Genomic DNA, 23,161 nt, shown 5'->3' with positions numbered 1-23,161 from the left:
CAGATTGAGCACACCTTCGTCGAGTCCTTCAAGTATCGACAGTCCTCCGGCTACGACGAACGCGCTCTCCAGCGGCCGGTGCGCACATACGGTGAAAGATGGTTTCGCAACCCGGTTGGTGATGCGCCACTGTTGCGACCCACCCCTCTGATATCCCACCGCGGCATGCGCTGCCCGCTCAGGTCCCGTCGGGGAAAGCGATCACCGACAGGAAGCGCACCGGGAGCCGGACCAGCTTCGTCGGCCCGTGCGCACCCTCGCCATCCAGCGTGAGCGAATCACCCGGCTCCATCCGGTAAACGGACCGGCCGTGGCCGTAGTCCATGACTCCCTCAAGCATATGCAGGAACTCGGTCCCGGGATGCTGGAAGAGAGGGTAGACCTCGCTGTCTTCGGAGAGCGTGACCATCAGGCACTCCAACCGCCTATGCTCACCACGCAACGCACCGAGCAGCTCGTAGGCGTGGCCCTGCTTAGTGCCCGTGCGGGTGATCTCCGCGCCCTGTCCCGCCTTTGTGTACGACGCCTCGCGCTCGCCGTCCGCACCACGGATCAGCGCGGAGACCGGGACATCGAGTCCGTGAGCAAGGCGGGCCAGGGTGCTGAGACTGCACGAGGTCTGTGCGTTCTCGATCTTCGACAGCATCGCCTTGGAGATGCCGATTCGGTCGGCCAGCTCGGTCACGGAGAGCTCGTAGCGCAGCCGCAGCGTGCGTACGTTCGCACCGATCGCATTCTCCAGCGCAAGTTCCTCTGCCACCGCCCCAGGGGCGCGGTCGCGTGCGATGCCAGTGGTGTTGCGGATTAGGTCGTCGTGCTCGGTGCTCACGCCGGAAGCCTAGGCTGTCGAGGGTCTGCGGGTAGCGAGGCGCTCGAGCGTGCGTGCCAGCGCGAGTGCACCGTGCTCGGCGTCGACGTCCTCGACCGCCTCGTCAGGAGCGTGAGAAACGCCGGTGGGGTTGCGGACGAAGAGCATCGCGGCCGGCACATGGGCCTTGAGTATTCCGGCGTCGTGGCCGGCGCCCGTCGCGAGCACCGGAGCGCCCGGCAGCACCTGGCAGAGCTCGTCGCGCAGCGCGGCGTCGAAGTCGACCGTAGCGCTGAACGACTCCTCGACCATGACCGCGGTGCACCCCTCCTCCGCTGCCGTGAACTTGACCTCCTGCCGGATCCGCTCGACGAGGGCGAGCGTGGTGGCGTCGTCATGATGACGTACGTCGAGCCAGAGGTCTACGCGTGAGGCGATGACGTTGGTGCCGCCGGGGGTCGGCACCAGCCGGCCGACCGTCGCCCGCGCGTCGGAGACTTCCCGGGCCAGTCGCCGCACTCGGACGACGAGCGCACCGGCGGCGACCATCGGGTCGTGACGGTCGGTCATGAGGGTGGTGCCGGCGTGGTTGCCGGCGCCGGAGAGGGTCACCCGCCACCGGCCGTGGCCGAGGATCGAGGACCCGACGGCGACCGGCTGGCCGAGGTCGATCAGCCCGCGGCCCTGCTCCACGTGGAGCTCGACGAAGGCCCCGATCCGGCTCAGGGCCTCGGGGTCCGGGCCCAGGTGCTCCGGCGTCGCGCCCGCCGAGCGCAACGCCTCCGCGAACGTACGCCCGTCGGGGTCCGCCAGCGCCAGCGCACGTACCGGGTCGATGGCTCCGGTCATCACCCGCGAGCCCAGGCAAGCGACGCCGAACCGGGAGCCCTCCTCCTCGGGGAAGACGGCGATCGCCCGGGGCCGCCCACCGACACCGGCGGCAGAGAGCTGGTCGAAGGCGACCAGCGCGGACGCGACGCCGAGCGGGCCGTCGTAGGCGCCGCCACCGGGGACGGAGTCAAGGTGGGAACCGGTGACCACGGCGTCGGCGTAACTGCCGTCGGGCGCATGCCAGGCCCAGATGACACCGTTGCGGTCGGTGGTCACCTCGAGCCCGCGCTTGTCGGCATGTGCGACGAACCACTCGCGCAGGTTCAGTTCCGCTCCGGACAGCACGGGCCTGGAGTACCCGCCTCGCACCACATCCCTCCCGATGTCGGCGATCTCGGCGAGCAGCCCGCTGACGGTATCCGGGCGCGGGTCGCTCACCGCATCTCCCCCGCGCCGACGTACGGGTGCGGGCTGCGGAGCAGGTCGCCCTCGGCGAACCGATCGAAGCGGAAGTCGCGGGCCGGTACGTCCGGGTCGGTGCTGTCGCCCTCGAGCACGAGGTCGGCGACCAGGTCCCCGACCGCCGGGCTGATCTTGAAGCCGTGGCCAGCGAAGCCGGCGCAGAGCACCAGCCCTTCGGGGCCGACCGGGGCGATGACCGGGTTCCAGTCCGGCGGGACGTCGTAGACGCCGGCGTAGGTATGGGTCACCGAGGGGTCGGGGAAGCCCGGGAAGCGGTGCATGACCTTCTCGGCATACTTCGCGATGCCGGCCTCGCTGGCGAGGTTGGAGTAGTCGTCGGGGTCGACGTAGCGGTTCTCGTGGTCGCCATGGTCGCTGTTGCCGACGAGGAACTGGCCGGAGCCCTCGATCCGGCAGTACTGGAGACTGACCAGGTCGGAGACCACGGGCAGGTCGACCAGCGGAACGCCGGCGTCGACGATTAGCAGCTCCGAGCGGTAGCCCTCGATCGGGAAGTCGAGGCCGAGGTCGGCGAGCAGCTTCGCCGACCACCAGCCGGCGGCGACGATCACGGTGCGGGCCTCGATCACCTCGCCGGAGTCCAGCGCGACGCCGGTGACCCTGTCACCCTCGGTCATGATGCGCGCGACGGGGGTGTTCTGCCGGACCTTCGCGCCCTTGTCGCGGGCGACTTGCCCGAAGTGGAGCGCGAGCTGGGAGGCGTCGGCGTACCCGCCACGCCGCTCGATCGCCGCCGAGGCGACGTCTTCGACGTTCATCATCGGCCACAGCGCGGCCAGCTCATCGACGTCGAGCATCTCCGCCTCGATGCCCAGCGACTGATGCATTGCGATGTTGGCGCGCAGCGGCTCCTCGTTCTCCTCGCCGACGATGACGGTGTAGCCGACCTGCCGGAAGCCGACGGCGTCACCGAGTTTCTCGATGACCGGCAGGCTGCGCCAGGCCATCGCGGCGATCGACGGCACGCCGTAGTGAGCGCGGACGATGCCGCTGGACTTGCCGGTCCCGCCGCTGGCGAGGCTGCGCCGCTCGAGGACGAGTACGTCGCCGATGCCGCGCTCGGTGAGCGCGCGAGCGATCGAGAGGCCGATCAGCCCGCCGCCGACGATGACGACTTGATTGCCGGTCATGACTGATGCTCCTTGAGTTCTGGGATGTGGACCTCGGCGACGGGACCGCCGGTGAGGTGGAGGGTGAGCGGCTCATCGCCGGCCACCGCGACCAGCGGCGCCGGCCGATCGAGCAGCACGACCGCCCGGACGTAGGCCGGCAAGCTGACCGTGCCCTCGTGGCGGGCCACGACGAGCGTGCAGGTGGAGGTCGCCCGGTCGGTGATCAGGTTGAGCGCGGAGGTCAGCCGCGCCAGGTCCTGCAGCACCACCGGAGCCTCACCCGCGAAGCTGACCGGCTGGAGAGCACGGGCGTGGTGCGGATGACTGTCGACCACCAGCGTGTAGCCGCCCTCAAGGGGCAGGTGCACCCGGTCGCTGCCGGGGAACGACGAGAACGGGCCCGGTGCGGCCAGGTCGGCGAGACTGAGTCGCCACCCTGGGCCGGCGAGCAGCTCGCGGGTGCGACCGAGCCCGTTGCGCCACGGCACCGGCGCCACGTCCCCGCTGTCGATGAGAGAATGCGCCGGCCCGGGCATCGGCTCAGAACCCGCCCTGGCCAGGGATCCAGTTGGTGCCGGCCAGCGGAACCCGGGCCATCGCGGCGGTTTCGATCGAGATCGCGACCAGATCCTCGGGCTCGAGGTGCTGCAGGTGTGCCTTCCCACAGGCGCGCGCGATGGTCTGTGCCTCCATCGTCATGACCCGCAGCAAGTTCGCGAGTCGGTGCCCACCGGCCACCGGGTCGAACCGGGCGGCCAGCTCGGGGTCCTGGGTGGTGATGCCCGCGGGGTCGCGACCGTCCTGGAAGTCGTCGTAGAAGCCAGCTGCCGAGCCGAGGGCCTCGTACTCGGCGGCGAGGTGCGGGTCGTTGTCGCCGAGCGCGATGAGCGCGGCCGACCCGATCGCGACCGCGTCCGCGCCGAGCGCCATCGCCTTCGCGACGTCAGCGCCGCTGCGGATGCCACCGGAGACGACCAGCTGGACCTTGCGATGCAGGTCGAGCTCCTGCAGCGCCTGGACGGCCTGCGGGATCGCGGCGAGCGTCGGGATGCCGACGTGCTCGATGAAGACGTCCTGGGTGGCCGCGGTGCCACCCTGCATGCCGTCGACGACGACCACGTCCGCGCCGGAGTGACAGGCAAGCTTCACGTCGTAGTAGGTACGGGTCGCGCCGACCTTGACGTAGATCGGCTTCTCCCAGTCGGTGATCTCGCGCAGCTCGTTGATCTTGATCGCCAGGTCGTCGGGCCCTGTCCAGTCGGGGTGCCGCGACGCAGAGCGCTGGTCGATCCCCTGCGGCAGGGTGCGCATAAGGGCCACCCGTTCGGAGATCTTCTGCCCGAGGAGCATGCCGCCACCGCCGGGCTTCGCGCCCTGGCCGAGGACGACCTCGATCGCGTCGGCCTTGCGGAGATCGTCGGGGTTCATCCCATAACGGCTGGGCAGGTACTGGTAGACGAGGTGCTTGGACTGGCCGCGCTCCTCGGGGGTCATGCCGCCGTCCCCGGTCGTCGTCGACGTGCCGACCTCCGACGCACCACGGCCCAGCGCCTCCTTCGCACGACCGCTCAGCGCACCGAACGACATGCCCGCGATGGTCACCGGGGTGGCCAGGTGCAGCGGGAACTTCGCGAAGCGCGAGCCGAGGATGACGTCGGTGTCGCAGCGCTCGCGGTAGCCCTCGAGCGGGTAGCGCGACATCGAGGCGCCGAGGAAGAGCAGGTCATCGAAGTGCGGAAGAGCCCGCTTGGCGCCCCCGCCGCGGATGTCGTAGATGCCGGTCTCGGCGGCCCGCTGGATGGCGGCGATGGTCTGCCGGTCGAAGGTGGCCGACTCGCGCAGCCCCCAGTTCCTGGTAGTCATCAGTAGGCCCCCGTGTTGTCGACGTGGAAGTGGTAGAGCGAGCGCGCCGACCCATAGCGCGTGTACGCCGAGAGGTCGTCGCCCTCGAAGCCGGCCGCCTTGAGCAGCCCGGCGAGCTCCTCGACGTGCTCGGCCCTCATTTCCTTGGCCACGCAGTCGGCCCCGAGGGACGCGACGGTTCCGCGTACGTAGATCCGGGTCTCGTAGATCGAGTCGCCCAGGCCCTCGCCGGCATCGCCTCGGACAACTAACCGTCCGGCCTGCGCCATGAACGCGGAGCTGTGACCGACGTTGCCGCCGACCACGATGTCGACGCCCTTCATCGAGATGCCGCACCGGGCGGCGGCATCCCCCTCGATGACGAGCAGACCCCCATGGGCGGTGGCGCCCGCGGACTGCGAGGCGCTGCCGCGCACCACGACCGTTCCGCTCATCATGTTCTCAGCGACGCCGGTGCCGGCGTTGCCGGCGATGACGACCTCGGCCTGCTGGTTCATCCCGGCGGCGTAATAGCCGACGTGGCCCTCGACGCTCACCTTCACCGGGGCGTCGAGGCCGACGGCGACGCTGTGCGCCCCCGCCGGCTTGTCGATGACGATCTCCCCGTCGAGATCGGCCGCGTGCAGGGCGGCGTTGACCTCGCGCAACGGCGTGGCCGAGAGGTCGAAGATCAGCGGGTCCATGCGTACACCACCTCGGGCTCGGGTTCCCAGATACGGGCGTTCTCCACACCGGGCAGCCCCGCGAGCGCGCGGTACTCGCTCGCCATCGCCACCCAGTCGTCTGTCTCGGCGATGACCGCTGGCTTGCACGCGATCGTGTCGCGTACGACCGCGAAGGAGTCGCGGTTCGACACCAGCAACGTGTAGAAGCCGTCGAAGGTCGCGCACAGCTCCTTCAGCGCAACCTCGACATCCTTGCTGTCGGCCAGCGCCTTCGCAACGAAGCGAGCGCCCACCTCGGTGTCGTTCTCGCTGTCGAACTCGATGCCCGCGGCGCGCAGCTCGCGCCGTATGGTCGCGTGGTTCGAGAACGATCCGTTGTGCACCAGGCACTGCTCCGGGCCGACCGCGTACGGATGCGCCCCGCTGGGCGTCACCGCCGACTCGGTGGCCATCCGGGTGTGACCGACACCCTGCCACCCCTGGGCGCCGGCCAGGCACCAGTCGCGAGCCAGGTCGCGCGGCGCACCGACACCCTTGAGCACGGCGAGATCGACACCGAACCCGGCGACGAGCGCGTCGGGGAAGGCGGACCGTGCGGCAGCGAGCAGGGCCTCGGAGGTGACCGGCGCGGTCACCAGGAGGGTCGCGTCGAGCAGACGTACGTCGACCAGGCTGCCCAGCGACGTACCGATCGCGGTGGCGACCTCGGCGGCGGGCAGATCGAGCTCGAGCAGCGAGACCGCGCCGTGACCCGCGGGGGTCCAGGTCGGGTCTCCGTAGACGGCAACACCGGCGGAGTCGGCGCCGCGGTCCTGCATCTCACCCAGCATGTCGGCGAGCATCTCCCCCAGCCGGGGGTAGAGCTCGGGGTTGCGCAGGTGCAACCCGACGATTCCACACATCGTGGTCAGTTCCTCTCGTGTCAGCTCGTGTCAGAAGGCGGTGAGGTAGCGGTCGATCTCCCACGCGCTGACCGCAGCGTGGTATTCGCGGAACTCGGCCCGTTTCAGGTCGGCGAAGTAGTCGGCGACCCCGGGGCCGACCGCGTCGAGCACCCCGCAGACCACCGGGTCGGCGACCATCAGGTCGATGGCCTGCAGCAACGTGTCGGGCAGTTCGCCGGCCGGACCGCTACCGATCGGCCCCGGATGCACGCCGCGCTCGATCCCGTCGAGCCCGGCACCGAGGGCTCCGGCGACGGCGAGATACGGGTTCGCCGCAGCGTCGCCCCCGCGCATCTCGATCCGCTGGTTGTCGGGCACCCGGATGTAGTGCGTACGGTCGTTGCCTCCGTACGTCGGGGTGCGCGGCGCCCACGAGGCGCCCGAGGCCGTGGCGACTGCGCCGGTGCGCTTGTAGGAGTTCACGGTCGGCGCGATCAGCCCCTGCAGCGCCTGGGCGTGCTCGAGGATCCCCCCGACGAAGGAGTACGCCGTCGGCGACAATCCGAGCCCGGACTCGTCCTCCCCGGGGAAGACCGCCGTGTCCTGGGAGGTCAGCGAGAGGTGGAGGTGCAATCCGCTGCCAGTCCGGTCCCCGAAGGGCTTCGGCATGAAGGTCGCGACCATGCCGCGATCGGCGGCCATGACGGAGAGCAGGTAGCGCAGCGTGACGACCCGGTCGGCCGTGGTCAATGCGTCCGCGTACGCGAAGTTCTGCTCGAACTGCCCGTTGCCGTCCTCGTGGTCGTTGGCGTAGTTGCCCCAGCCGAGATCGTTCATCGCGGTGGAGATCGAGGTGAGGTGGTCATACATCCGGAAGACGCCGCGGGCGTCGTAGCACGGCTGGTCAGCGTCGTCGGCGGCGTCGGCCGTGCGGAGCGAGCCGTCCTCGTTGCGCTGGACGAGAAAGTACTCGACCTCGGCGCCGACCCAGGGCTGGAAGCCCATGGCCGCGGCCTTGGCGATGACGGACTTCAGGATCACTCGCGGTGCGTACGGCCACGGCCTGCCGTTGACGTGGGGGTCGCAGTGGACGAGCGCCAGCCCCTCCTTGACGAACGGGATCGGTGTGAACGACGTGATGTCGGGGATCGCGATCAGGTCGGGATCCTTGGGTTCCTGGCCGATGGCGCCGACGGCGTACCCGGCGAAGCCGACGCCGTCCTCCGCGAGCTCGTCCACGGCCTCAACCGGGACCAGCTTGGCGCACGGCTTGCCGCGCAGGTCGACAAACAGCGCGAGGATGAACCGGATGCCCGCCTGCTCGGCCAGCTCCTTCAACGTCTCCATCTTCGACTCCGTTTCTTATCGTGAATCACTGTGTATTCACAGTGAACATCATCGATGTTTCCTTGTTGTTTCGCAAGGACGAAGGTCCAGGCCCACTCTTCGCTCCGGCACTCATGCCGGGGCGATCGAGAGCACTGGACTGGGCCGAGAGTCTCGTCTGCGCAGCCAGCGACATCGCGACCCCGGCCGCACGTGTTAAAGCCGGACGAAGGCGAGCAGAAGGTCGCACACACCTAAGTCTCAGCGCGATCGAATGGCGCATGTGAGGACGCGTAGTGTTCCCCGCGGACACTCGGCCGTTGAGAAACATGGCGGATCAGGGCATCGTGTGGACGATCCAGGTGTCTACAGTTCCGTCCAGTGCCTGCCACCAATGGAGCACTCGTCGACGCGGTCTACTGATCGAGCACGGTCTCGTAGCGATTCTGCGGGCGTGGGAGTCCCAGATTTTCCCGCAACGTTGATCCCACGTAGTCGCGATGGAAGACCTCGCGACGCTGAAGCTCTGGGACGACGTGGTCCACGAAGAGCTCCAGTGACTGGATATGGTCAGCGAAGACCAGGTTGAAGCCGTCTGCGGCCTCTGTCATGACGTGCTCTTCAATGTAGTCGGCCGCACCCTGGGGAGTCATGGCCACCGTGCCGAACCGCACTGCAACCTGCGCCAACTGCCTAACACTGAGTGACTGCTCCCGCGCCAACTTGAGGTAGTACTCCTGCATCGTTTGCGACCAGTGCTCGTTCGTCGGGAAGTCGGGCACCGGCCCATCCAGTTCAAAGGGCGAGAGATCGAAACCGGTGAGGCCCTTGATCCGCTCAATGCCGATAGAAGGGTCAGCCAGCGAGTCGTACCGCGCCATGCGATCGTCGGCCTCCGACTGCGTCCGGCCGAGGACCAAGTCCAACGCGGGAAGAACAAGCATGTGATCGGGATCCCGGCCCAGCTCGGCAGCCTTGGCTTTGGCGTCAGCATAGAAGCCGCGGGCCGCATTGAGCTCCGCTCCGAGGGTGAATAGTACTTCGGCCGTCTTGACAGCGAAGGAGAGCCCGCTGGGCGACGCGCCGGCCTGCGCGATCACGGGATGGCCCTGAATCGGCCGACTGATGTTCAGCGGACCCTCGACGGAAAAGAAGTCTCCACGGTGGCCCAGTGCGTGAAGCTTGCCGGGGTCGAAGAAGTGGCCGCTCTCCTTGTCGCGCAGAAAGGCGTCGTCCTCGAGGCTGTCCCACAGACCTGAAACCACGTCGTAGAACTCAGCGGCTCGCGCATAGCGTTCTTCGCGCTCGAGCAGGAAGTTGTTGAAGTTCGACCCGGCCTCGGCCGTGGAGGTCACGATGTTCCAAGCCGCGCGACCGCCGGAGAGATGATCCAACGAGGCGAACAGGCGAGCAATGTTGAACGGTTCTGCGTACGTCGTGCTCGCGGTGAGCGCGAGACCGATCCGATCGGTGACGGTAGCCAGTGCCGCGCACAAGGTGAACGGCTCGTATCTGGAGACACTGGCTGTTCTGGAGAGGAGGCCCGACTCTTGCTCCAGGGCATGGCCCAGGCTGTCGGCAAGGAAGAAGGCGTGCAGTTTGCCCCGCTCTGCCGTTTGCACAAGTCGCTTGACGCAGGCGAAGTCCATCGCCGGGTCGACGGGCGCGGCCGGGTCCCGCCAAGCTCCGGGGTGCATTCCGCCCCAGGAGTCGACGATGAGGGACAACACTGCTTGACGACGAGCCATGGGAACTCTCCTGGAAGCGGGGCACTTAAGCCCGGGGGAACTGGGGGGTTGCCGCGTGCATGTCGGCCGAGAACATCAGACCTGGGGACGCATTCACGACGTCCGGGATCCGGGCCACCAGACCAACGTTGGTGATCTCGAAACCGGGGAACGGCGCGTAGCGCAAGTGGTGCTCGGGGGTGCCGAGGACGTGTAACTCATCGGCTGTCTCTGCCTCGGCGATGGGGAGGATTTCGATGACACCTTCGAAACGAACACCCTTGTCGGTGTCGAACGCGAAACTCTCCCGCATACCAGCGACACGATCTATCGGGATGACTCGAGAACCGGATTCCCAGTCATACGGGGCCTCAGCTATGACGGGCGTGACCCCGCGGATCGGCTCGCCAGCCACGACTCCTATGCGTCTAGCTGCCTCGAGCAGAGGCGCCCCGAGGGTCGCAGGCATCTTCATCATCGCGTCTGCATACGGCGCGAACTCATCGGCAGTTACGCCGACCCCGATCTCGTCACCGATGGAGCCCGAGAGCTGAGCTAGAGACAAGGTGCTAGTCACCCGGATGGCATGGATCCCAACGCTGCTGGAGGCAACAAGAGCTGGAACCTGAACCCACCAGGTGTCTTGAACCCCACTCGCCATGAAGCTCGACCCGCCAGCGATGGCCTTGGCCTCGAGGTCAAGAGCCCACGAGTCGTCGCGCGCGAACAAGTCCGGATGGAGGGTGATGACATTGACTCCGCGATCGAGGATCTCGCCAGCCAACGCCAACTGGGAACGAGCGTCGGTCGATGCAGCGAGGACGACGATCTCGGGCTGGCGGTCGAAGGTCAACAGCTCGGATACGGAGCCGCCGATACGGACATCTGGTACGCGCGAAGAAGTCGTGAAGGACCGAAGTGACCTACCCACCTTATTGCCCACATCTACCGCGCCAACAAGTTCGTGGCCGAGCTCGCAGAGGTGGTCGATGATGCGCGCGCCTTGCGCGCCAACTCCGGCGATGGCGACTCGATACTTCTGTTGCTCGTTGGTCATCTGGCCCTCTCGTCGGCTTGACCTTACGGATGTCATGTTCTCTTGACCTGACAACAAGCCACCCCGCTTGCCCGACAGGAGATTACACTAGTAATGTTCGACGTCGTCAAGGGTTTTGCGCGGCGCGGTCGACCACATCGCCCCAACGAGCCGATCCAGGACGAGAACTTGGACATCACCGGCAGTTCCAGTTTCGGTGTCTTACCTTCAGGAAGGTTGGTTGGCGGATGGCAGACACCAGACCACCGCACTTGAGGGCGCCCTCGACATGCTGCGCGCCGGCCGCACTCTCACTTGGACTCGATCGCGACGACCGGGACGGGCGGTCTTGTGGGTAGCGAAGGAGGTTGGCGTGATCAGGCCAAACTTGATACACCACTTCCCGACCAAAGAGAAGCTCGTTCTGCCGGCATCGGGCACCTCATCGACTCTTACGAGCAACACCCCGAGGACTGCCTCGACGAACCCCTCGCATCAGCCAGCCCCGAGAAGCGCATCGAGGCCTAGCTCGTATGGGCCATGCACAGCGAGTTCGACCGCGCCGACCAGGCGATCTTCACAGATCCGCGCCACCAGGAATTCCTCACTCAACTGTGGGCCGAACGATTTGAAGGGCGGCTGACAGGCGCCAACGACCTTGACAGTGGTCTCCGCGCCGGCCTGTCGGTTCGACTGCTGACAGAGGGCGCATGGTGCGCCGATGCGACTGGCGTTCCCGCTCCGAACGAAAGACCGCGAGGAAGTCCTCTCGGCAGCATACAACCCTCTCAAGGAGGCTGAAAAGTGAAGAAATGGTACTTGTTGTCCGGCGCGATCGGCACCGAGGTTGCTGCGTCTCTCGCACTCAAAGCCGCACTGGACTATCCCGTGTTTTACGCAGTGGTCATCAGCGGCTACACCGCATCGTTCGCGCTCATGGCCGGCACACTGAAGGCCGGAATGGGTCTGGGCGTCGCCTACGGCATCTGGGGAGCCCTCGGTGTCGCTGCGACCGCAACGCTCTCGGCCATCATCTACGACGAAGCGCTTAGCGGAGTGATGGGGCTCGGGATCGCACTGGTCATCGCCGGCGTGGTCACCGTTGAGCTGGGCTCACAGAGAGCAGCCTCGACCGAGTCGCCGGAATGCCGTGGTCGTGAGCAGGAGGTCGCGTGATGGTGTACCTGTTCTTGGCTAGCGCGATCCTTTCCGAGGTCGGAGCCACCCTTACGCTCAAAGTGGCGTCCACGGGTCGCAGCACTTGGTACATAGCCACGACAGCCGGGTACGTGCTCGCATTCGCGTTCCTGTCCCTCGCCCTGGCAGGCGGCATGGGGCTCGGCGTTGCCTATGGCATCTGGGCAGCCGCCGGTGTTGCCGTCACCGCCTTGGCCTCTCGCGTGCTGTTCAAGGAGCCGTTCACCCGATTGATGGCCGGCGGCATCACCTTGATCGTCCTTGGTGTGTTGCTGATCGAGTTCGGCGCCACACACTAGCCGAGGGCATCAGTATGGCGCTCCAGGTCCGAACGACCAGCCCAAGTGCCGTCAGATCGATCGATCCTGAGCGGCTTCCGCGCCGGGCAATCTGCATTACATTGGTATAGGAACGCGGTTGCATGATCCCGAGTTGCCGCCAGCGTGTCCGAACTGCTCGTTCTACAACCGACGGAGAATCATGTCAATCGCACGCTCCCCCACTGTTCTGCATTCCTCGTGCGCGGTCGTTGTGGTTGCCACAGGGATCTCTGGGCTCGTGGCGGCACGGGAACTGGTACGCGCCGGCGTTCCGGACGTACTCGTGATGGAAAGCCCGCGATCGAGTCGGCAGACGTCTTGACGAGTTCCGTCGTCCCAACGGCAAGCCACCGATGAGAGTGAGACGCCCGCCGTGACAGGCGCCTCGCGTGAAGGCGACACCCACCGTGCAACGCTTTCCCAAGTGGCGGATCCTTGCGAGGTGTAGCTCTGGACCTCGTCCAGGCAGTGAAAAGGGGACGATGCCCGGCGGGCCGAATCGTCGTTCGACCCGCCGAGCATCGCGGTAGCTCATTGGCTCAGTACTCAGTACCGATACGCTCATACACTTCTGGACGCGTCGAGCGGAGGGTCATCGCGACAACAACGGCGAGTGACACGGATACGACCACGACGCCGATAGCGATGACGGACAACGTCCTCGATCCGCTCATCAGGTCGAGGTTCTTCGTGCCCACAATCAAAATCGCAATCATCCCGACGGCAGCGATCACTGGAGCGATCGCGCGCTGCCATACGTTCATCCCCTCCGACCGGTTACGAAGCAGATATGCCGCTATGGCGACACCTGCCAGCGCGTACAGGGCCAGGAGTGCATAGCCCGTAGCGCCCGCCATCTTGGTGAACACGACGATCGGGTCCTCACCTGCCACTGCGGTGACGATGATGAATCCGAAACTGATGATGCTCAATAGCAGGCTGGCGCGGTGGGGCGAGCCGAAGTGGCGGTGTGGCACGCCGATCAATCGCGGCAAGACGCCATCGCTACCCAGATTGAACAAATACCGGCTGATAACGTTCTGCAGCGTAACCAATGTCGCGAGACTGCTTGTGACAAACAGGATGTTAATGAGGTCGTAACCGAACTTGCCCATCATCAGTTGGGCATTGTCAAGAAATGCTGTCCCAGGCGAAGTGGCTATAGTGTCCAAGGCTGCGTCCCTGCCGACGCCCTCGATCAACAGCCAGGACCCGACCGCATAGATGACCGTGAGGCTGGCGATGGAAAGGTACGTCGCTCGTGACACCACCTTGGTCGAGTCGCGCACCTCATCGCGGAAAATGGCAGTCGTCTCGAAACCCACGAACGCGATCATCGCGAAGAGGACTCCGATGGCGAATCCGCCAGAAGTTAGCAGCCCGGGATCTAGCGACGGTGGGTGCAGCTCCCCTACCGCGCCACCTCTGGCGAGGACGAAACCGTAGTACACGACCAACACACCGACTTCGAGGAACAGGAGGACGCCGATCACGCGCGCGGATACATCGACGTTCAGATAGCACAGAACGCCCACGATTGTGGCGAAGATGAGGCAGTACAGCCACCAAGGCAGGTCAGGACCATTGAAGGTGTTGACAACCATAGACTCGACAGTGGGACCCACGAACAGCAGTCCGTAGAGGCCGCCGGACGTGTAGACAACAAGGGCCAGGAAGGACGCTCCCAACCCGATCGGGCGACCAAGTCCCGCGGTGACGAAGGTGTAGAGCGCGCCGGCGCGGGGAATCACCCGCGACATGGCAGTGAAACCGATGGCGAAGATCGCAAACAGGGCCCCCATGAGAACGAATAGAAGCGGGGTACCCAGCCCGGTTCCGTAGCCGATGACCAGCGGAACCGACGCGACCATTAGCGCGAGCGGCGCATTGAACGCCAGGACTAGGCAGACGAGTTGGACCGTCCCCATGTTGCCTTGCAGCCTCTCGGGTAATTCGCCCGCTGTCGCGGTCGGCGCCCCCTTTGGGGTCGCCTTGAAAACGTCACTGAACATCTGGCAGAACTCCTTCAGTGTGATGAGCGGGGCTACGCAAGCGCCGCGATGCGGGTTGTGCAGGCGACGATCACGAGCCGGGAGCCTTGCTGCTGCCAGCCATCAAAGTGCTGGAAATGTTCGGCGCCGTGGCGGGTGCGTCGTGGACTGCGATTGCTGCCTCATACCCGAGCGCAGTGAACATTACAGATGTCATGGTAAAGTGTCGCAGATCACAGATTACGTTTGTATAACGCTTTGGTTGTGAGGAGTCGGTATGGTGCGGCTTCACGGGCGAGGACGGCTGCTCTCGCCTGCCGTGACAGGCCCTGCTCGACGGTCGGCCGGCTCGGATCTCCGGGACGTCCGGATGGGAACGCCGCGAGGCGCTCCGTGAACTCGGCAAGAACCTGTACCTCAAGCAGCTCCGCCCGCTTTGCGCACTTGTGGGAGTTGGGCGTCTTCTTCGACGACGCCGACGTCGACCAGGCACGGAGTGCCCTCCAGAGCGCGTGTCAGACCTTCATGTCCGATGCGGCGGGCGAGTCTCACGTGACGGAACACGACGACGATCTCGCGCGACTGAACGAGTCCCAGTATCGAGACGGTGGACAATCGGAGTGGGAGTCGGCCCGGAAACTCCTTAACGAAGGAGCGGAGGCAGTGGTCGAGGCGCACGACATGCTCCACCGCGTCGGTCGGGCACGTGGTCTTTAGAAGTGGGAGCGCACATCATCTCACGCTTGCTACCAGCTCCGCAGCAAGGCGGGAGTTACGGAGAGTCGCTTGCAGATGCACTGAGGCCGACATCATTCCATGTTGGTCCAAAGAACAAACGTCACCGCAGCCAGCAAGAGTGTGCCTGAAGTTGCGTTCGTCGCCCTGTGCTCGCGAACCCTTCTCATGACCGCGAGCCCAGGGCCCTGTCGGATCACCGCACAGCCGCCTGACGTCGTGGCAGCGCCACAACTTCCGTTGCCTTGAACCGGCGCACCGACCCGATCCGATAAGCACGGAGGACGCCCCGCTCGGCCCACCGGTCGACGGTGCGCAGTGACACTGCATAGTGCTCCGCGACTTGGCGGGCGGTTAGCCAGTGAACGTTTGGCTGGGGCATGACGCATTCAACTCCTGGATGGCATCAGGTAGACACCAACAGGTGCGACAAGACCTCCTGAGCCGACCAGCCCTGTCCCCAGAGCCTGCGGATCCCAGGATTCGAGACGCCCGCGCTAAGAATTCCGGTTCGGCGCAATTTCGGCGCAATGACCAAAACGCAAAACTGGCTCTGACCGGTTTACCCAGGTCAGAGCCAGTTTGTTTCGGTCGGGCTGACAGGATTTGAACCTGCGGCCCCTTGACCCCCAGTCAAGTGCGCTACCAAGCTGCGCCACAGCCCGAAACTGCGAGTGGATTTCTCCGCTCGAAGCGATCCGAACATTACCGCACGGCTTCGCGCGCTCACCAATCGGTATCCCCGTCCGGCGGGTCGTCGGCGGAGGCGAGGGCCTCGGCGGCTTCGTCGATGATGGCGCGCATGGCCTCCTCGGCTCCTGCCGGGTCGCCGTTGCGCACCGCGATCGCCACCTTCTCGTGCAGCTCGATGGCGGTCGGGTTCGGTTTATCGGGCATCAGGTGGTGGTGCGTACGTCCCGCGAGGAGCTCGGCGACGAGGTCACCGAACGCGGCGAGCATGTCGTTGCCGCAGGCGTTGAGCAGGACGCGATGGAAGGTCGTGTCGGCCTCGAGATAGGCCTCCAGGTCACCGGCGGCGGCGTGGACGACCATGTCGGCCACGGATCGGGCGAGGTCGCCATGGTGCTGCGGCTCGGCCCGCTCGGCGGCGAGCCGCGCCGCGATCGGCTCGAACCCGAGACGCAGCTCGGAGAGCGACAGCAGCTGCTCGCGCCGGCCGTCGCCATCGAGCCGCCAGCGGATGACCAGCGGATCGAAGACGTTCCACTCCTGCCGCGGGGAAACGGTGATGCCGACACGCCGCCGTGTGGTGACCATGCCCATCGCTTGGAGGACACGCACCGCCTCCCGCGCGACCGGGCGCGAGACGTCGTACGTCGCCTGGATCCCCTCCAGCGTGAGAACGGCCCCTGGCGGCAGCTCGGCGGAGACGATCCTGCGTCCGAGCGCGTCTCGGACGCTCTGGTGCAGTCGATTTACTGCCTCACCGCTGGAAGTCGTCACTGCGGCATCGTCGCACAATCCCAGCGCGACTTAATCAGAATCCTTTATGACACCCCGCCTTGCCAAACGGATGCCTTTTGATGCACCCTGTGACGCGTGACACAGAACCCCCTCCTCGTCGTCATGGGAGTCTCCGGCTCCGGCAAGTCGACCGTCGGCGCTGCGATCGCGCAGCGCCTCCGGGTCCCCTTCGCCGACGCCGACGACTTCCACCCGCCGGAGAACATCGCGAAGATGGCCTCGGGTCGTGCGCTGAACGATCACGACCGGCAACCGTGGCTGGAGACGCTCGGCGGCTGGCTCGCCGAGCACGAGCAGACCGGGGCGGTGCTGAGCTGCTCGGCGCTCAAGCGCAGCTACCGCGATCTGCTCCACAGTCACGCCAGCGGCCTCCGGCTCCTCCACCTCAGCGGCACCCCGGAGGTGGTCGAAGCGCGCCTGGCCGCCCGCGCGGGGCACTTCATGCCGCCGTCGCTGCTGCGCTCGCAGTTCGCGACGCTCGAGCCCCTCGCTCCCGACGAGCAGGGCACGACCATCGACATCGACCAGGACATCGACGCGATCGTCGATCGCTACCTCACCACCATCAACCCGACCTCGAACCTGACCAGGGAGTCCGCATGAACATCCTCGCCGCCGCGACCGAGCCGGTCGCACCGGTCGCATCAGGAGGCGTACTCCTCGCCGCCGCACTGGCCTCGATCGCCCTGATCGTCGTCCTCATCACCTACGTGAAGCTGCACCCCTTCCTCGCGCTCCTGCTCGGCGGCGTCGCGGTCGGCGTGCTCGCGGGACGCAACGTGATGGACGTGATCACCTCCTTCGGCGAAGGCTTCGGCGCGACCGCCACCAGCGTCGGCCTGCTGATCGCGCTGGGCGCGATGTTCGCCAAGCTCCTCTCCGACTCTGGCGGCGCCGACCAGATCGTCGACACGATCGTGGGCAGGTCCTCGGTGCGTACGCTGCCGTGGGCGATGGCGCTCGTCGGCGCGATCATCGGCCTGCCGATGTTCTTCGAGATCGGCCTGGTGCTGCTGATGCCGGTCATCTACCTGGTCGCCCGTCGCGCTCAGGTCTCGCTGATCACCGTCGGCATCCCCACCCTGGCGGGCCTCTCGGCGATGCACGGCCTGGTGCCGCCGCACCCGGGTCCGCTGGCCGCGATCGGTGCGCTCCAAGCCGACCTGGGCACGACGCTCGCGCTCGGCGTACTGGTTGCCATCCCGGTCATCGTCGTCAGCGGGCCGCTGTTCGGCCGACTCGCGGGCCGCTGGGTCGTCGTCGACGCGCCGCACACCTTCGACGCCACTCCGGTGAACAACCCAGAAGGCGACACCCGTCGCCCCTCCTTCGGCGTCACCCTGTTCAGCGTCCTGCTGCCGCTCGTGCTGATGCTCGCCAAGGCGATCGTCGACATCGCCATCAACGACCCCGAGAACCAGGTCCAGCAGGTCTTCGACGTGATCGGCTACCCGCTCGTGGCGCTGACCATCGCGGTCATCGTCGCCATGTTCACGCTCGGCCGCGGGTCCGGGATGGACCGCCGCCAGATCGCGAAGACCGTCGAGCTGTCGCTGCCGCCGATCGCGGGCATCCTGCTCATCGTCGCCGCCGGCGGTGGGTTCAAGCAGTCGCTGATCGACACCGGCATCGGCACCCAGCTCGCCGATTGGGCCCAGGGCTCCGGCGTGTCCGCGATCGTGCTGGCCTGGGTGCTCGCAGTCCTCATCCGCCTCGCCACCGGCTCCGCGACCGTCGCCACCATCACCGCCTCGTCGCTGGTGGTCGACCTGGTCGCCAACATGCCGGCCGCCGAGGTCTCGCTCGTCGTGCTCGCCGTCGGCGCCGGCTCGGTGTTCTTCTCCCACGTCAACGACGCCGGATTCTGGCTGGTCAAGGAGTACTTCGGCCTCGACGTCGTCCAGACGATCAAGTCCTGGTCGCTGATGGAGACGGTGCTCTCCGTGTCCGGTCTGGTGTTCGTGCTGGCGCTCAGCCTGGTCATCTGACACCCGCCCTGGCGAAACTGTCGGTGCTGTCCGACACAATCACTCCTGACACATGGATCACACCCACCACAGGAGCTCACCGTGTCGGACTTCCCCCTTGCTGACAACACAGCCCCGGGCAACACAGCACCCACCAGCAAGCTCGACCCGATCTCCCGCAAGGGCACCCCTGCCCATCGCACCAAATCGAAGCGGGAGGGCGCCGGGCGGCGCCAGGGCATGCCGGTGCAGGCGATCAGCCTCTCCGTACCGGCATCCCTGGCGGCGCAGTGGAAGACCTACAGCCAGGAGGTCCCGCGCTCGCTGGTCGACGTCATGCTCGACGCCGTCGCGGCGACCCGCCCCCGGCTGCCGGTCCTCCTGCGTGCCCACCAGGCAGCGCTGCGCGAGAAGACCAGGCCCGTCTCCGACGGCACCTTCATGCGCACCGTCCCGCAGCCGAAGCGCCTCGAGGACCCGTACGTCACGATGCCCCTGCGTCTGCTGGCGACGAACGTCGACGTGCTGGATGCCATGGTCCACGAGATGGCCGCGGAGTCCCGCTCGCAGCTGGTCGTCGTGGCGCTGACAGCGTGGCTGGCCGACCGGCGGGCCGAGGAGCAGGTCTACGCAGAGCAGCTCGAGCTCGAGGTGCCCGAGGACCCGTTCGATCGTCCCTGAGCGCGGCGGGGACGGGCAGACGACCCGTCCCGGCTGCGCCGGGTCTCAGAGCACCTTGGTGCCGTACATCTCCCCCAGCGGGTCGGCGAGGAGCTCGAGGCGCTCGCCGTCGGGCCCCTTGAAGTAGATCGACGACTTGGACTCGACCATGTAGTCGATGCCCGCGTCATCGAGCTTGGCGCGCAGGTAGTCCCACTTCTCCGCGGTCACTGAGATCGCGATGTGGTGCAGGCCGCCGAACACCTCGGCGTACGGGCCCAGGTCGAGCCCGGGAAGGGTGAAGAAGGCCAGCAGGTTGCCCGCCCCGACGTCGAAGAAGAAATGGTCGGAGCCGGCGTAGTCGCGGTTCTCGAAGATCTCGGTCAGCGGGAACTCCAGGAGCCCCTGGTAGAAGTCGATCGACCTACGTACGTCCGAGGAGAGCAGCGCGGTGTGGTGGATGCCGCGGGCCGTGCTGGCCGGGCGGAGGCCCTCCTCCCGGAGGTACTCCTTCTTGATCCGCTCACGGTCCTTCGTGATGAAGTCCATGTCGATGCTCATCGTGCTCTCCTCAGCCATAACGTTTCAGATCCAGTCTAGTTTCTGCGTCAACAGTTGCCGGTAGTGGGCGCCGGTGCTGAAAGCACAAGTTCCGACTCGGTAAGGTGTGCCTTATGGATGAGGTCAAGTGGCTCAGTAACGACGAACAGGTCGCGTGGCGCTCCTGGCTCGCCGTCAACGCACAGCTCACCTCGCGGATGAACCGCGACCTCCAAGCCAAGAACGGCCTCTCCCTCGCCGACTACGACGTCCTGGTCAACCTGACCGACGTCCCCGACCGCTCGCTGCGGATGTACGAGCTCGGCGACAAGCTGCAGTGGGAGAAGAGCCGGCTCTCGCGCCAGGTGATGCGGATGGCCGCGCGCGGCCTCGTCGAGCGTCGCGAGTGCCTCGACGACCGGCGTGGTGCCTTCGTCGACCTCACCCCGGCCGGGCTCGAGGCCATCGAGGCCGCCGCCCCTGAGCACGTGAAGCTGATCCGCCAGGTCATGTTCGACGCGTTCACGCCCGAGGAGGTCGCCGCCCTGACCAAGCTCTACCAGGGCGTGCTCGAGCGCCTCGAGGTCAAGCCCGTTCGGGACGCCGCGGACGGCTCAGCCGCCTAGCCGTCTACCCCACAAACGTGGAGCAGGCCCGCAGGTCACCATCGGTGACCTGCGGGCCTGCTCGTTGCACTGCTAGCGCTTGCGCTTCTCCCGGACCCGCTGCTGGAGCACGATCGGGGTGCCGGCGAAGCCGAACTCCTCACGCAGGCGACGCTCGATGTAGCGCTCGTAGGAGGCGTCGAGCTTGCCGCTGGTGAACAGGACGAACGTCGGCGGCGCGGTGGAGGGCTGGGTGGCGAAGAGGATCTTCGCCTGCTTGCCGGACCGGACCGGGTGCGGGTGCTCGGCGACGAGGCGACCGAGGAAGGAGTTGAGCGCGCCGGTGCCGATCCGGGTCTCCCAGCCCTCGAGGGCCTTGTCGAGAGCCGGGACCAGGCGGTCGACGTGCCAGCCGGTGCGGGCGGTGATGTTGATCCGCGGGGCCCACTGCACCTGGACGAGATCGCGCTCGATCTCGCGGTCAAGCTGCCAGCGACGGTCCTCGTCGACGAGGTCCCACTTGTTGAACGCGATCACCAGCGCCCGGCCGGCCTCGCGGACGGTCTGCAGGATGCGGATGTCCTGTTCGGAGATCTTCTCCCCACCGTCCAGGACGAGCACGGCCACCTCGGCACGGTCGATGGCGGTGGTGGTGCGCAGAGAGGCGTAGTACTCGTGGCCCGAGGCCTCCTTGACCCGCTTGCGGATCCCGGCGGTGTCGATGAAGCGCCACTCGCGGCCGCCGAGCTCGATCAGCTCGTCGACCGGGTCGACGGTGGTGCCGGCGACGTTGTCGACGACCGCCCGCTCCTCCTGGGCCAGCTTGTTCAGCAGGCTCGACTTGCCGACGTTGGGCTTGCCGACCAGCGCGATCCGGCGCGGACCACCGATCTCGGTGCCCTCGGGAAGCGGCGGCGGGTCGGGGAGCACCGCGAGGATCGCGTCGAGCATGTCGCCCGAGCCGCGGCCGTGGAGTGCGGAGACCGCCCAGGGCTCACCGAGCCCGAGGTTCCACAGCGCTGCGGCCTCGGCCTCGGTGCGCAGGTCGTCGACCTTGTTGGCGGCCAGGATGACCGGCTTGCCGGACTTGCGCAGGATGCGTACGACTGCCTCGTCGGCGTCGGTGATGCCGACGGTCGCGTCGACCACGAAGAGGACGGCGTCGGCCAGGGAGACCGCGATCTCGGCCTGGGCGGCGATCCGCTCGGCCAGGCCCTGGGCGTCGGGGTCCCAGCCGCCGGTGTCGACCAGCGTGAACGCCTTGCCGTTCCAGTCGGCGTCGTAGGAGACGCGGTCGCGGGTCACTCCGGGTACGTCCTGGACGACGGCCTCGCGACGACCGATGATCCGGTTGACCAGGGTCGACTTCCCGACGTTCGGGCGGCCGACGACCGCCAGCACCGGCAGAGGCCCCTCCGGGGCCGTCTCGTCGGTCTCGGTCAGGTTTCGTACGTCCTCGGCTGGATAGATCGAGACGGGAACGTCGGGGTCAGTCATTGTTCTCCTCGCTAGGTAGCGGACCGGGCAGTTCGCGACCGGTCAACGCCAAGGCATGGTCCTGTTGGACCTGCATGTGCTTCTGGAGCAAACCCGAGACATGCCCGACTTGTTCCCTGGTACGCGGCCAGCCTACGCGCTCGACGTGGAAAGGCTCACCATAGACGATGTCGATCCGAGCACCTTTGTGCGGCAGCGACGAGATCCCGCCACCCGGATCGCGGCTGCCGAGCATCGTCACCGGCACCACCGGGGCACCCGACGCGAGGGCGAGATAGGCGGCGCCGCGGTTGAAGTGGGACAGGTCGCCCGCGCCGCGGGTGCCCTCGGGATAGATGCCCATGGCGTTGCCCTCGCGCAGCACCCGCAGCGCCATCTTCACCGCTGCCGGGTCGCTGCCGAACCGGTAGAGCGGGATCTGGCCGGCCCAGCGCAGGAACGGCCCGAGGAACCAGTGCTCGAACATCTCGAGCTTGGTCAGCGCGTGCACCGGACGCGGCGTGAAGATCGCCAGCAGCGGACCGTCGATGATGCCGATGTGGTTGGAGGCGAAGACGACCGGCCCGGTCGCCGGGATGTTGGCGGTCTCGTGCAGCCGCACGTCGAAGCGGCGCCGGATCAGCCGCCGGGCGTAGACGTTGATGTGGTAGAGCGCCCACCGGCTCGGATGCGGGACCCCGTCGGTGCGGGGAAGCTCGGTGCGGGGCGTACCCGCGTGCGGGCTCGCGCTCACTCCCCCGCCTTCTCGGCGAGGTCGACGACGAGGTCGATGACCTCCTCAAGCGTGTAGGGCGTCGTGTCCAGGTGGGTGGCGCCCTCCGGCACCACCGCACCGCCCTTGGTGGAGTCGATCTTGTCGCGGTTCTCGAGCGACGCGCGGACGGCCTCCGCGTCGGTGCCCCCCTCCTCGGCCGCGCGTCGCGCGGCGCGGGCGGCGGGGTCGGCGGTGACGTAGAGCTTCAGGTCGGCCTGGGGCCAGACCGCGGTGCCGATGTCACGGCCCTCGACCACGATGCCGGAGCCGGCGGCGAGCGCATCCCGGATCTCCTGCTGCTGGAGCGCGATCAGGCGGGCGCGAACCTCGGGGACAGTGGCGACCGGGGAGACGGCCGCGTTGACCTTGTCGCTGCGGATCTCGACCGAGACGTCGGCCCCGTCGAGGGCGATCGTCGGGCCGAGCGGGTCGGTGCCGGAGGTGATCACCGGCTTGCCTGCCGCGGCGGCGATCGCGTCAGCATCGTGCACGTCGATGTCGTTGCTGAGCATCCACCAGGTCATCGCCCGGTACATCGCACCGGTGTCGAGGAAGCGCATGCCCAGGCGGTCGGCGACGCCGCGCGAGGTACTCGACTTTCCGGAGCCGGAGGTGCCGTCGACGGCGATGACGATGCGTGCGGGGTCAGTGGTGGGATTGCTGCTGCTCACGGGC

At 66.9% G+C, this 23,161-nt stretch carries 23 protein-coding genes and 1 tRNA gene; 6 read left to right on the top strand and 18 right to left on the bottom strand.

The window, feature by feature from the left end:
• Positions 1–178 precede the first annotated feature (178 nt).
• The 10 genes from ABTW65_RS01780 to ABTW65_RS01735 form a co-directional block, all read right to left on the bottom strand.
• Positions 179–829: a helix-turn-helix domain-containing protein gene (locus ABTW65_RS01780; protein WP_350658058.1), complete on the bottom strand. Its 651-nt coding sequence runs from the start codon at positions 827–829 to the stop codon at positions 179–181.
• Between the two features lie 9 nt (positions 830–838).
• Positions 839–2,077 (bottom strand): allantoate amidohydrolase, encoded by a 1,239-nt coding sequence (locus tag ABTW65_RS01775; protein ID WP_350658057.1) that lies wholly within the window; start codon positions 2,075–2,077, stop codon positions 839–841.
• Positions 2,074–3,252: an NAD(P)/FAD-dependent oxidoreductase gene (locus ABTW65_RS01770; protein WP_350658056.1), complete on the bottom strand. Its 1,179-nt coding sequence runs from the start codon at positions 3,250–3,252 to the stop codon at positions 2,074–2,076. The genes ABTW65_RS01775 and ABTW65_RS01770 overlap by 4 nt, the downstream gene beginning before the upstream one ends.
• On the bottom strand, positions 3,249–3,722 hold the full coding sequence (locus ABTW65_RS01765) for a HutD/Ves family protein (protein WP_350658055.1): 474 nt from the start codon (positions 3,720–3,722) through the stop codon (positions 3,249–3,251). Before ABTW65_RS01765 ends, ABTW65_RS01770 begins: the two co-directional genes overlap by 4 nt.
• A gap of 52 nt (positions 3,723–3,774) precedes the next feature.
• Positions 3,775–5,097 carry an FMN-binding glutamate synthase family protein gene (locus tag ABTW65_RS01760; RefSeq protein WP_350658054.1) on the bottom strand — a complete coding sequence of 441 codons (1,323 nt, stop codon included), beginning with the start codon at positions 5,095–5,097 and terminating at the stop codon, positions 3,775–3,777.
• Entirely contained in the window at positions 5,097–5,780 is a 684-nt protein-coding gene (locus ABTW65_RS01755) for a GltB/FmdC/FwdC-like GXGXG domain-containing protein (RefSeq protein WP_350658053.1), read from the bottom strand. The genes ABTW65_RS01760 and ABTW65_RS01755 overlap by 1 nt, the downstream gene beginning before the upstream one ends.
• Positions 5,768–6,664 (bottom strand): class II glutamine amidotransferase domain-containing protein, encoded by an 897-nt coding sequence (locus ABTW65_RS01750; RefSeq protein ID WP_350658052.1) that lies wholly within the window; start codon positions 6,662–6,664, stop codon positions 5,768–5,770. Before ABTW65_RS01750 ends, ABTW65_RS01755 begins: the two co-directional genes overlap by 13 nt.
• Before the next feature lie 30 nt (positions 6,665–6,694).
• On the bottom strand, positions 6,695–7,993 hold the full coding sequence (gene glnT, locus ABTW65_RS01745; protein ID WP_350658051.1) for a type III glutamate--ammonia ligase: 1,299 nt from the start codon (positions 7,991–7,993) through the stop codon (positions 6,695–6,697).
• A 395-nt stretch (positions 7,994–8,388) separates the two neighbouring features.
• A complete protein-coding gene (locus tag ABTW65_RS01740) occupies positions 8,389–9,720 on the bottom strand; it encodes an NtaA/DmoA family FMN-dependent monooxygenase (RefSeq protein WP_350658050.1) in 1,332 nt (443 codons plus the stop codon).
• Between the two features lie 25 nt (positions 9,721–9,745).
• Positions 9,746–10,756 carry a hypothetical protein gene (locus ABTW65_RS01735; protein WP_350658049.1) on the bottom strand — a complete coding sequence of 337 codons (1,011 nt, stop codon included), beginning with the start codon at positions 10,754–10,756 and terminating at the stop codon, positions 9,746–9,748.
• A gap of 783 nt (positions 10,757–11,539) precedes the next feature.
• On the opposite strand from ABTW65_RS01735, the gene ABTW65_RS01730 reads away from it, so the two are divergent.
• On the top strand, positions 11,540–11,911 hold the full coding sequence (locus ABTW65_RS01730) for a DMT family transporter (RefSeq protein WP_350658048.1): 372 nt from the start codon (positions 11,540–11,542) through the stop codon (positions 11,909–11,911).
• Positions 11,911–12,231, top strand: coding sequence for a DMT family transporter (locus ABTW65_RS01725; protein WP_350658047.1), 321 nt, complete (start codon positions 11,911–11,913; stop codon positions 12,229–12,231). Before ABTW65_RS01730 ends, ABTW65_RS01725 begins: the two co-directional genes overlap by 1 nt.
• A gap of 560 nt (positions 12,232–12,791) precedes the next feature.
• On the opposite strand, the gene ABTW65_RS01720 is transcribed toward ABTW65_RS01725, so the two are convergent.
• From ABTW65_RS01720 to ABTW65_RS01705, 4 genes are all read right to left on the bottom strand, one after another.
• Entirely contained in the window at positions 12,792–14,264 is a 1,473-nt protein-coding gene (locus ABTW65_RS01720) for an APC family permease (RefSeq protein ID WP_350658046.1), read from the bottom strand.
• 910 nt (positions 14,265–15,174) lie between these two features.
• Positions 15,175–15,360, bottom strand: a complete 186-nt coding sequence (locus tag ABTW65_RS01715; RefSeq protein ID WP_350658045.1) for a helix-turn-helix domain-containing protein — start codon at positions 15,358–15,360, stop codon at positions 15,175–15,177.
• 209 nt (positions 15,361–15,569) lie between these two features.
• Positions 15,570–15,643 (bottom strand) — tRNA-Pro (locus tag ABTW65_RS01710).
• A 61-nt stretch (positions 15,644–15,704) separates the two neighbouring features.
• Positions 15,705–16,442, bottom strand: coding sequence for a FadR/GntR family transcriptional regulator (locus ABTW65_RS01705; RefSeq protein ID WP_350658043.1), 738 nt, complete (start codon positions 16,440–16,442; stop codon positions 15,705–15,707).
• Positions 16,443–16,565: 123 nt separating this feature from the next.
• Here ABTW65_RS01705 and ABTW65_RS01700 point away from each other — a divergent pair, with 123 nt between their 5' ends.
• The 3 genes from ABTW65_RS01700 (at position 16,566) to ABTW65_RS01690 (ending at position 19,111) form a co-directional block, all read left to right on the top strand.
• On the top strand, positions 16,566–17,066 hold the full coding sequence (locus ABTW65_RS01700) for a gluconokinase (protein WP_350658627.1): 501 nt from the start codon (positions 16,566–16,568) through the stop codon (positions 17,064–17,066).
• Positions 17,063–18,451 carry a GntP family permease gene (locus tag ABTW65_RS01695; protein WP_350658042.1) on the top strand — a complete coding sequence of 463 codons (1,389 nt, stop codon included), beginning with the start codon at positions 17,063–17,065 and terminating at the stop codon, positions 18,449–18,451. Before ABTW65_RS01700 ends, ABTW65_RS01695 begins: the two co-directional genes overlap by 4 nt.
• A gap of 81 nt (positions 18,452–18,532) precedes the next feature.
• A complete protein-coding gene (locus ABTW65_RS01690; RefSeq protein WP_350658041.1) occupies positions 18,533–19,111 on the top strand; it encodes a hypothetical protein in 579 nt (192 codons plus the stop codon).
• A gap of 45 nt (positions 19,112–19,156) precedes the next feature.
• On the opposite strand, the gene ABTW65_RS01685 is transcribed toward ABTW65_RS01690, so the two are convergent.
• Positions 19,157–19,651, bottom strand: a complete 495-nt coding sequence (locus ABTW65_RS01685) for a VOC family protein (RefSeq protein WP_350658040.1) — start codon at positions 19,649–19,651, stop codon at positions 19,157–19,159.
• Positions 19,652–19,764: 113 nt separating this feature from the next.
• Here ABTW65_RS01685 and ABTW65_RS01680 point away from each other — a divergent pair, with 113 nt between their 5' ends.
• Positions 19,765–20,256, top strand: a complete 492-nt coding sequence (locus ABTW65_RS01680; protein ID WP_350658039.1) for a MarR family winged helix-turn-helix transcriptional regulator — start codon at positions 19,765–19,767, stop codon at positions 20,254–20,256.
• A 72-nt stretch (positions 20,257–20,328) separates the two neighbouring features.
• On the opposite strand, the gene der is transcribed toward ABTW65_RS01680, so the two are convergent.
• Genes der through cmk form a run of 3 tightly spaced genes read right to left on the bottom strand, consistent with a single transcriptional unit; the run spans position 20,329 to position 23,157 of the window.
• Positions 20,329–21,732: a ribosome biogenesis GTPase Der gene (der, locus tag ABTW65_RS01675; protein WP_350658038.1), complete on the bottom strand. Its 1,404-nt coding sequence runs from the start codon at positions 21,730–21,732 to the stop codon at positions 20,329–20,331.
• Positions 21,725–22,465 carry a lysophospholipid acyltransferase family protein gene (locus tag ABTW65_RS01670; RefSeq protein WP_350658037.1) on the bottom strand — a complete coding sequence of 247 codons (741 nt, stop codon included), beginning with the start codon at positions 22,463–22,465 and terminating at the stop codon, positions 21,725–21,727. The genes der and ABTW65_RS01670 overlap by 8 nt, the downstream gene beginning before the upstream one ends.
• Positions 22,462–23,157 carry a (d)CMP kinase gene (cmk, locus tag ABTW65_RS01665; protein ID WP_350658036.1) on the bottom strand — a complete coding sequence of 232 codons (696 nt, stop codon included), beginning with the start codon at positions 23,155–23,157 and terminating at the stop codon, positions 22,462–22,464. Before cmk ends, ABTW65_RS01670 begins: the two co-directional genes overlap by 4 nt.
• Positions 23,158–23,161 lie beyond the last annotated feature (4 nt).

This window comes from Nocardioides sp. NPDC127503 (assembly GCF_040302165.1).
GTDB lineage: Bacteria > Actinomycetota > Actinomycetes > Propionibacteriales > Nocardioidaceae > Nocardioides.
Note: the sequence above shows the minus strand (reverse complement) of the source record. Positions and strands in the feature narration are given on the sequence as shown.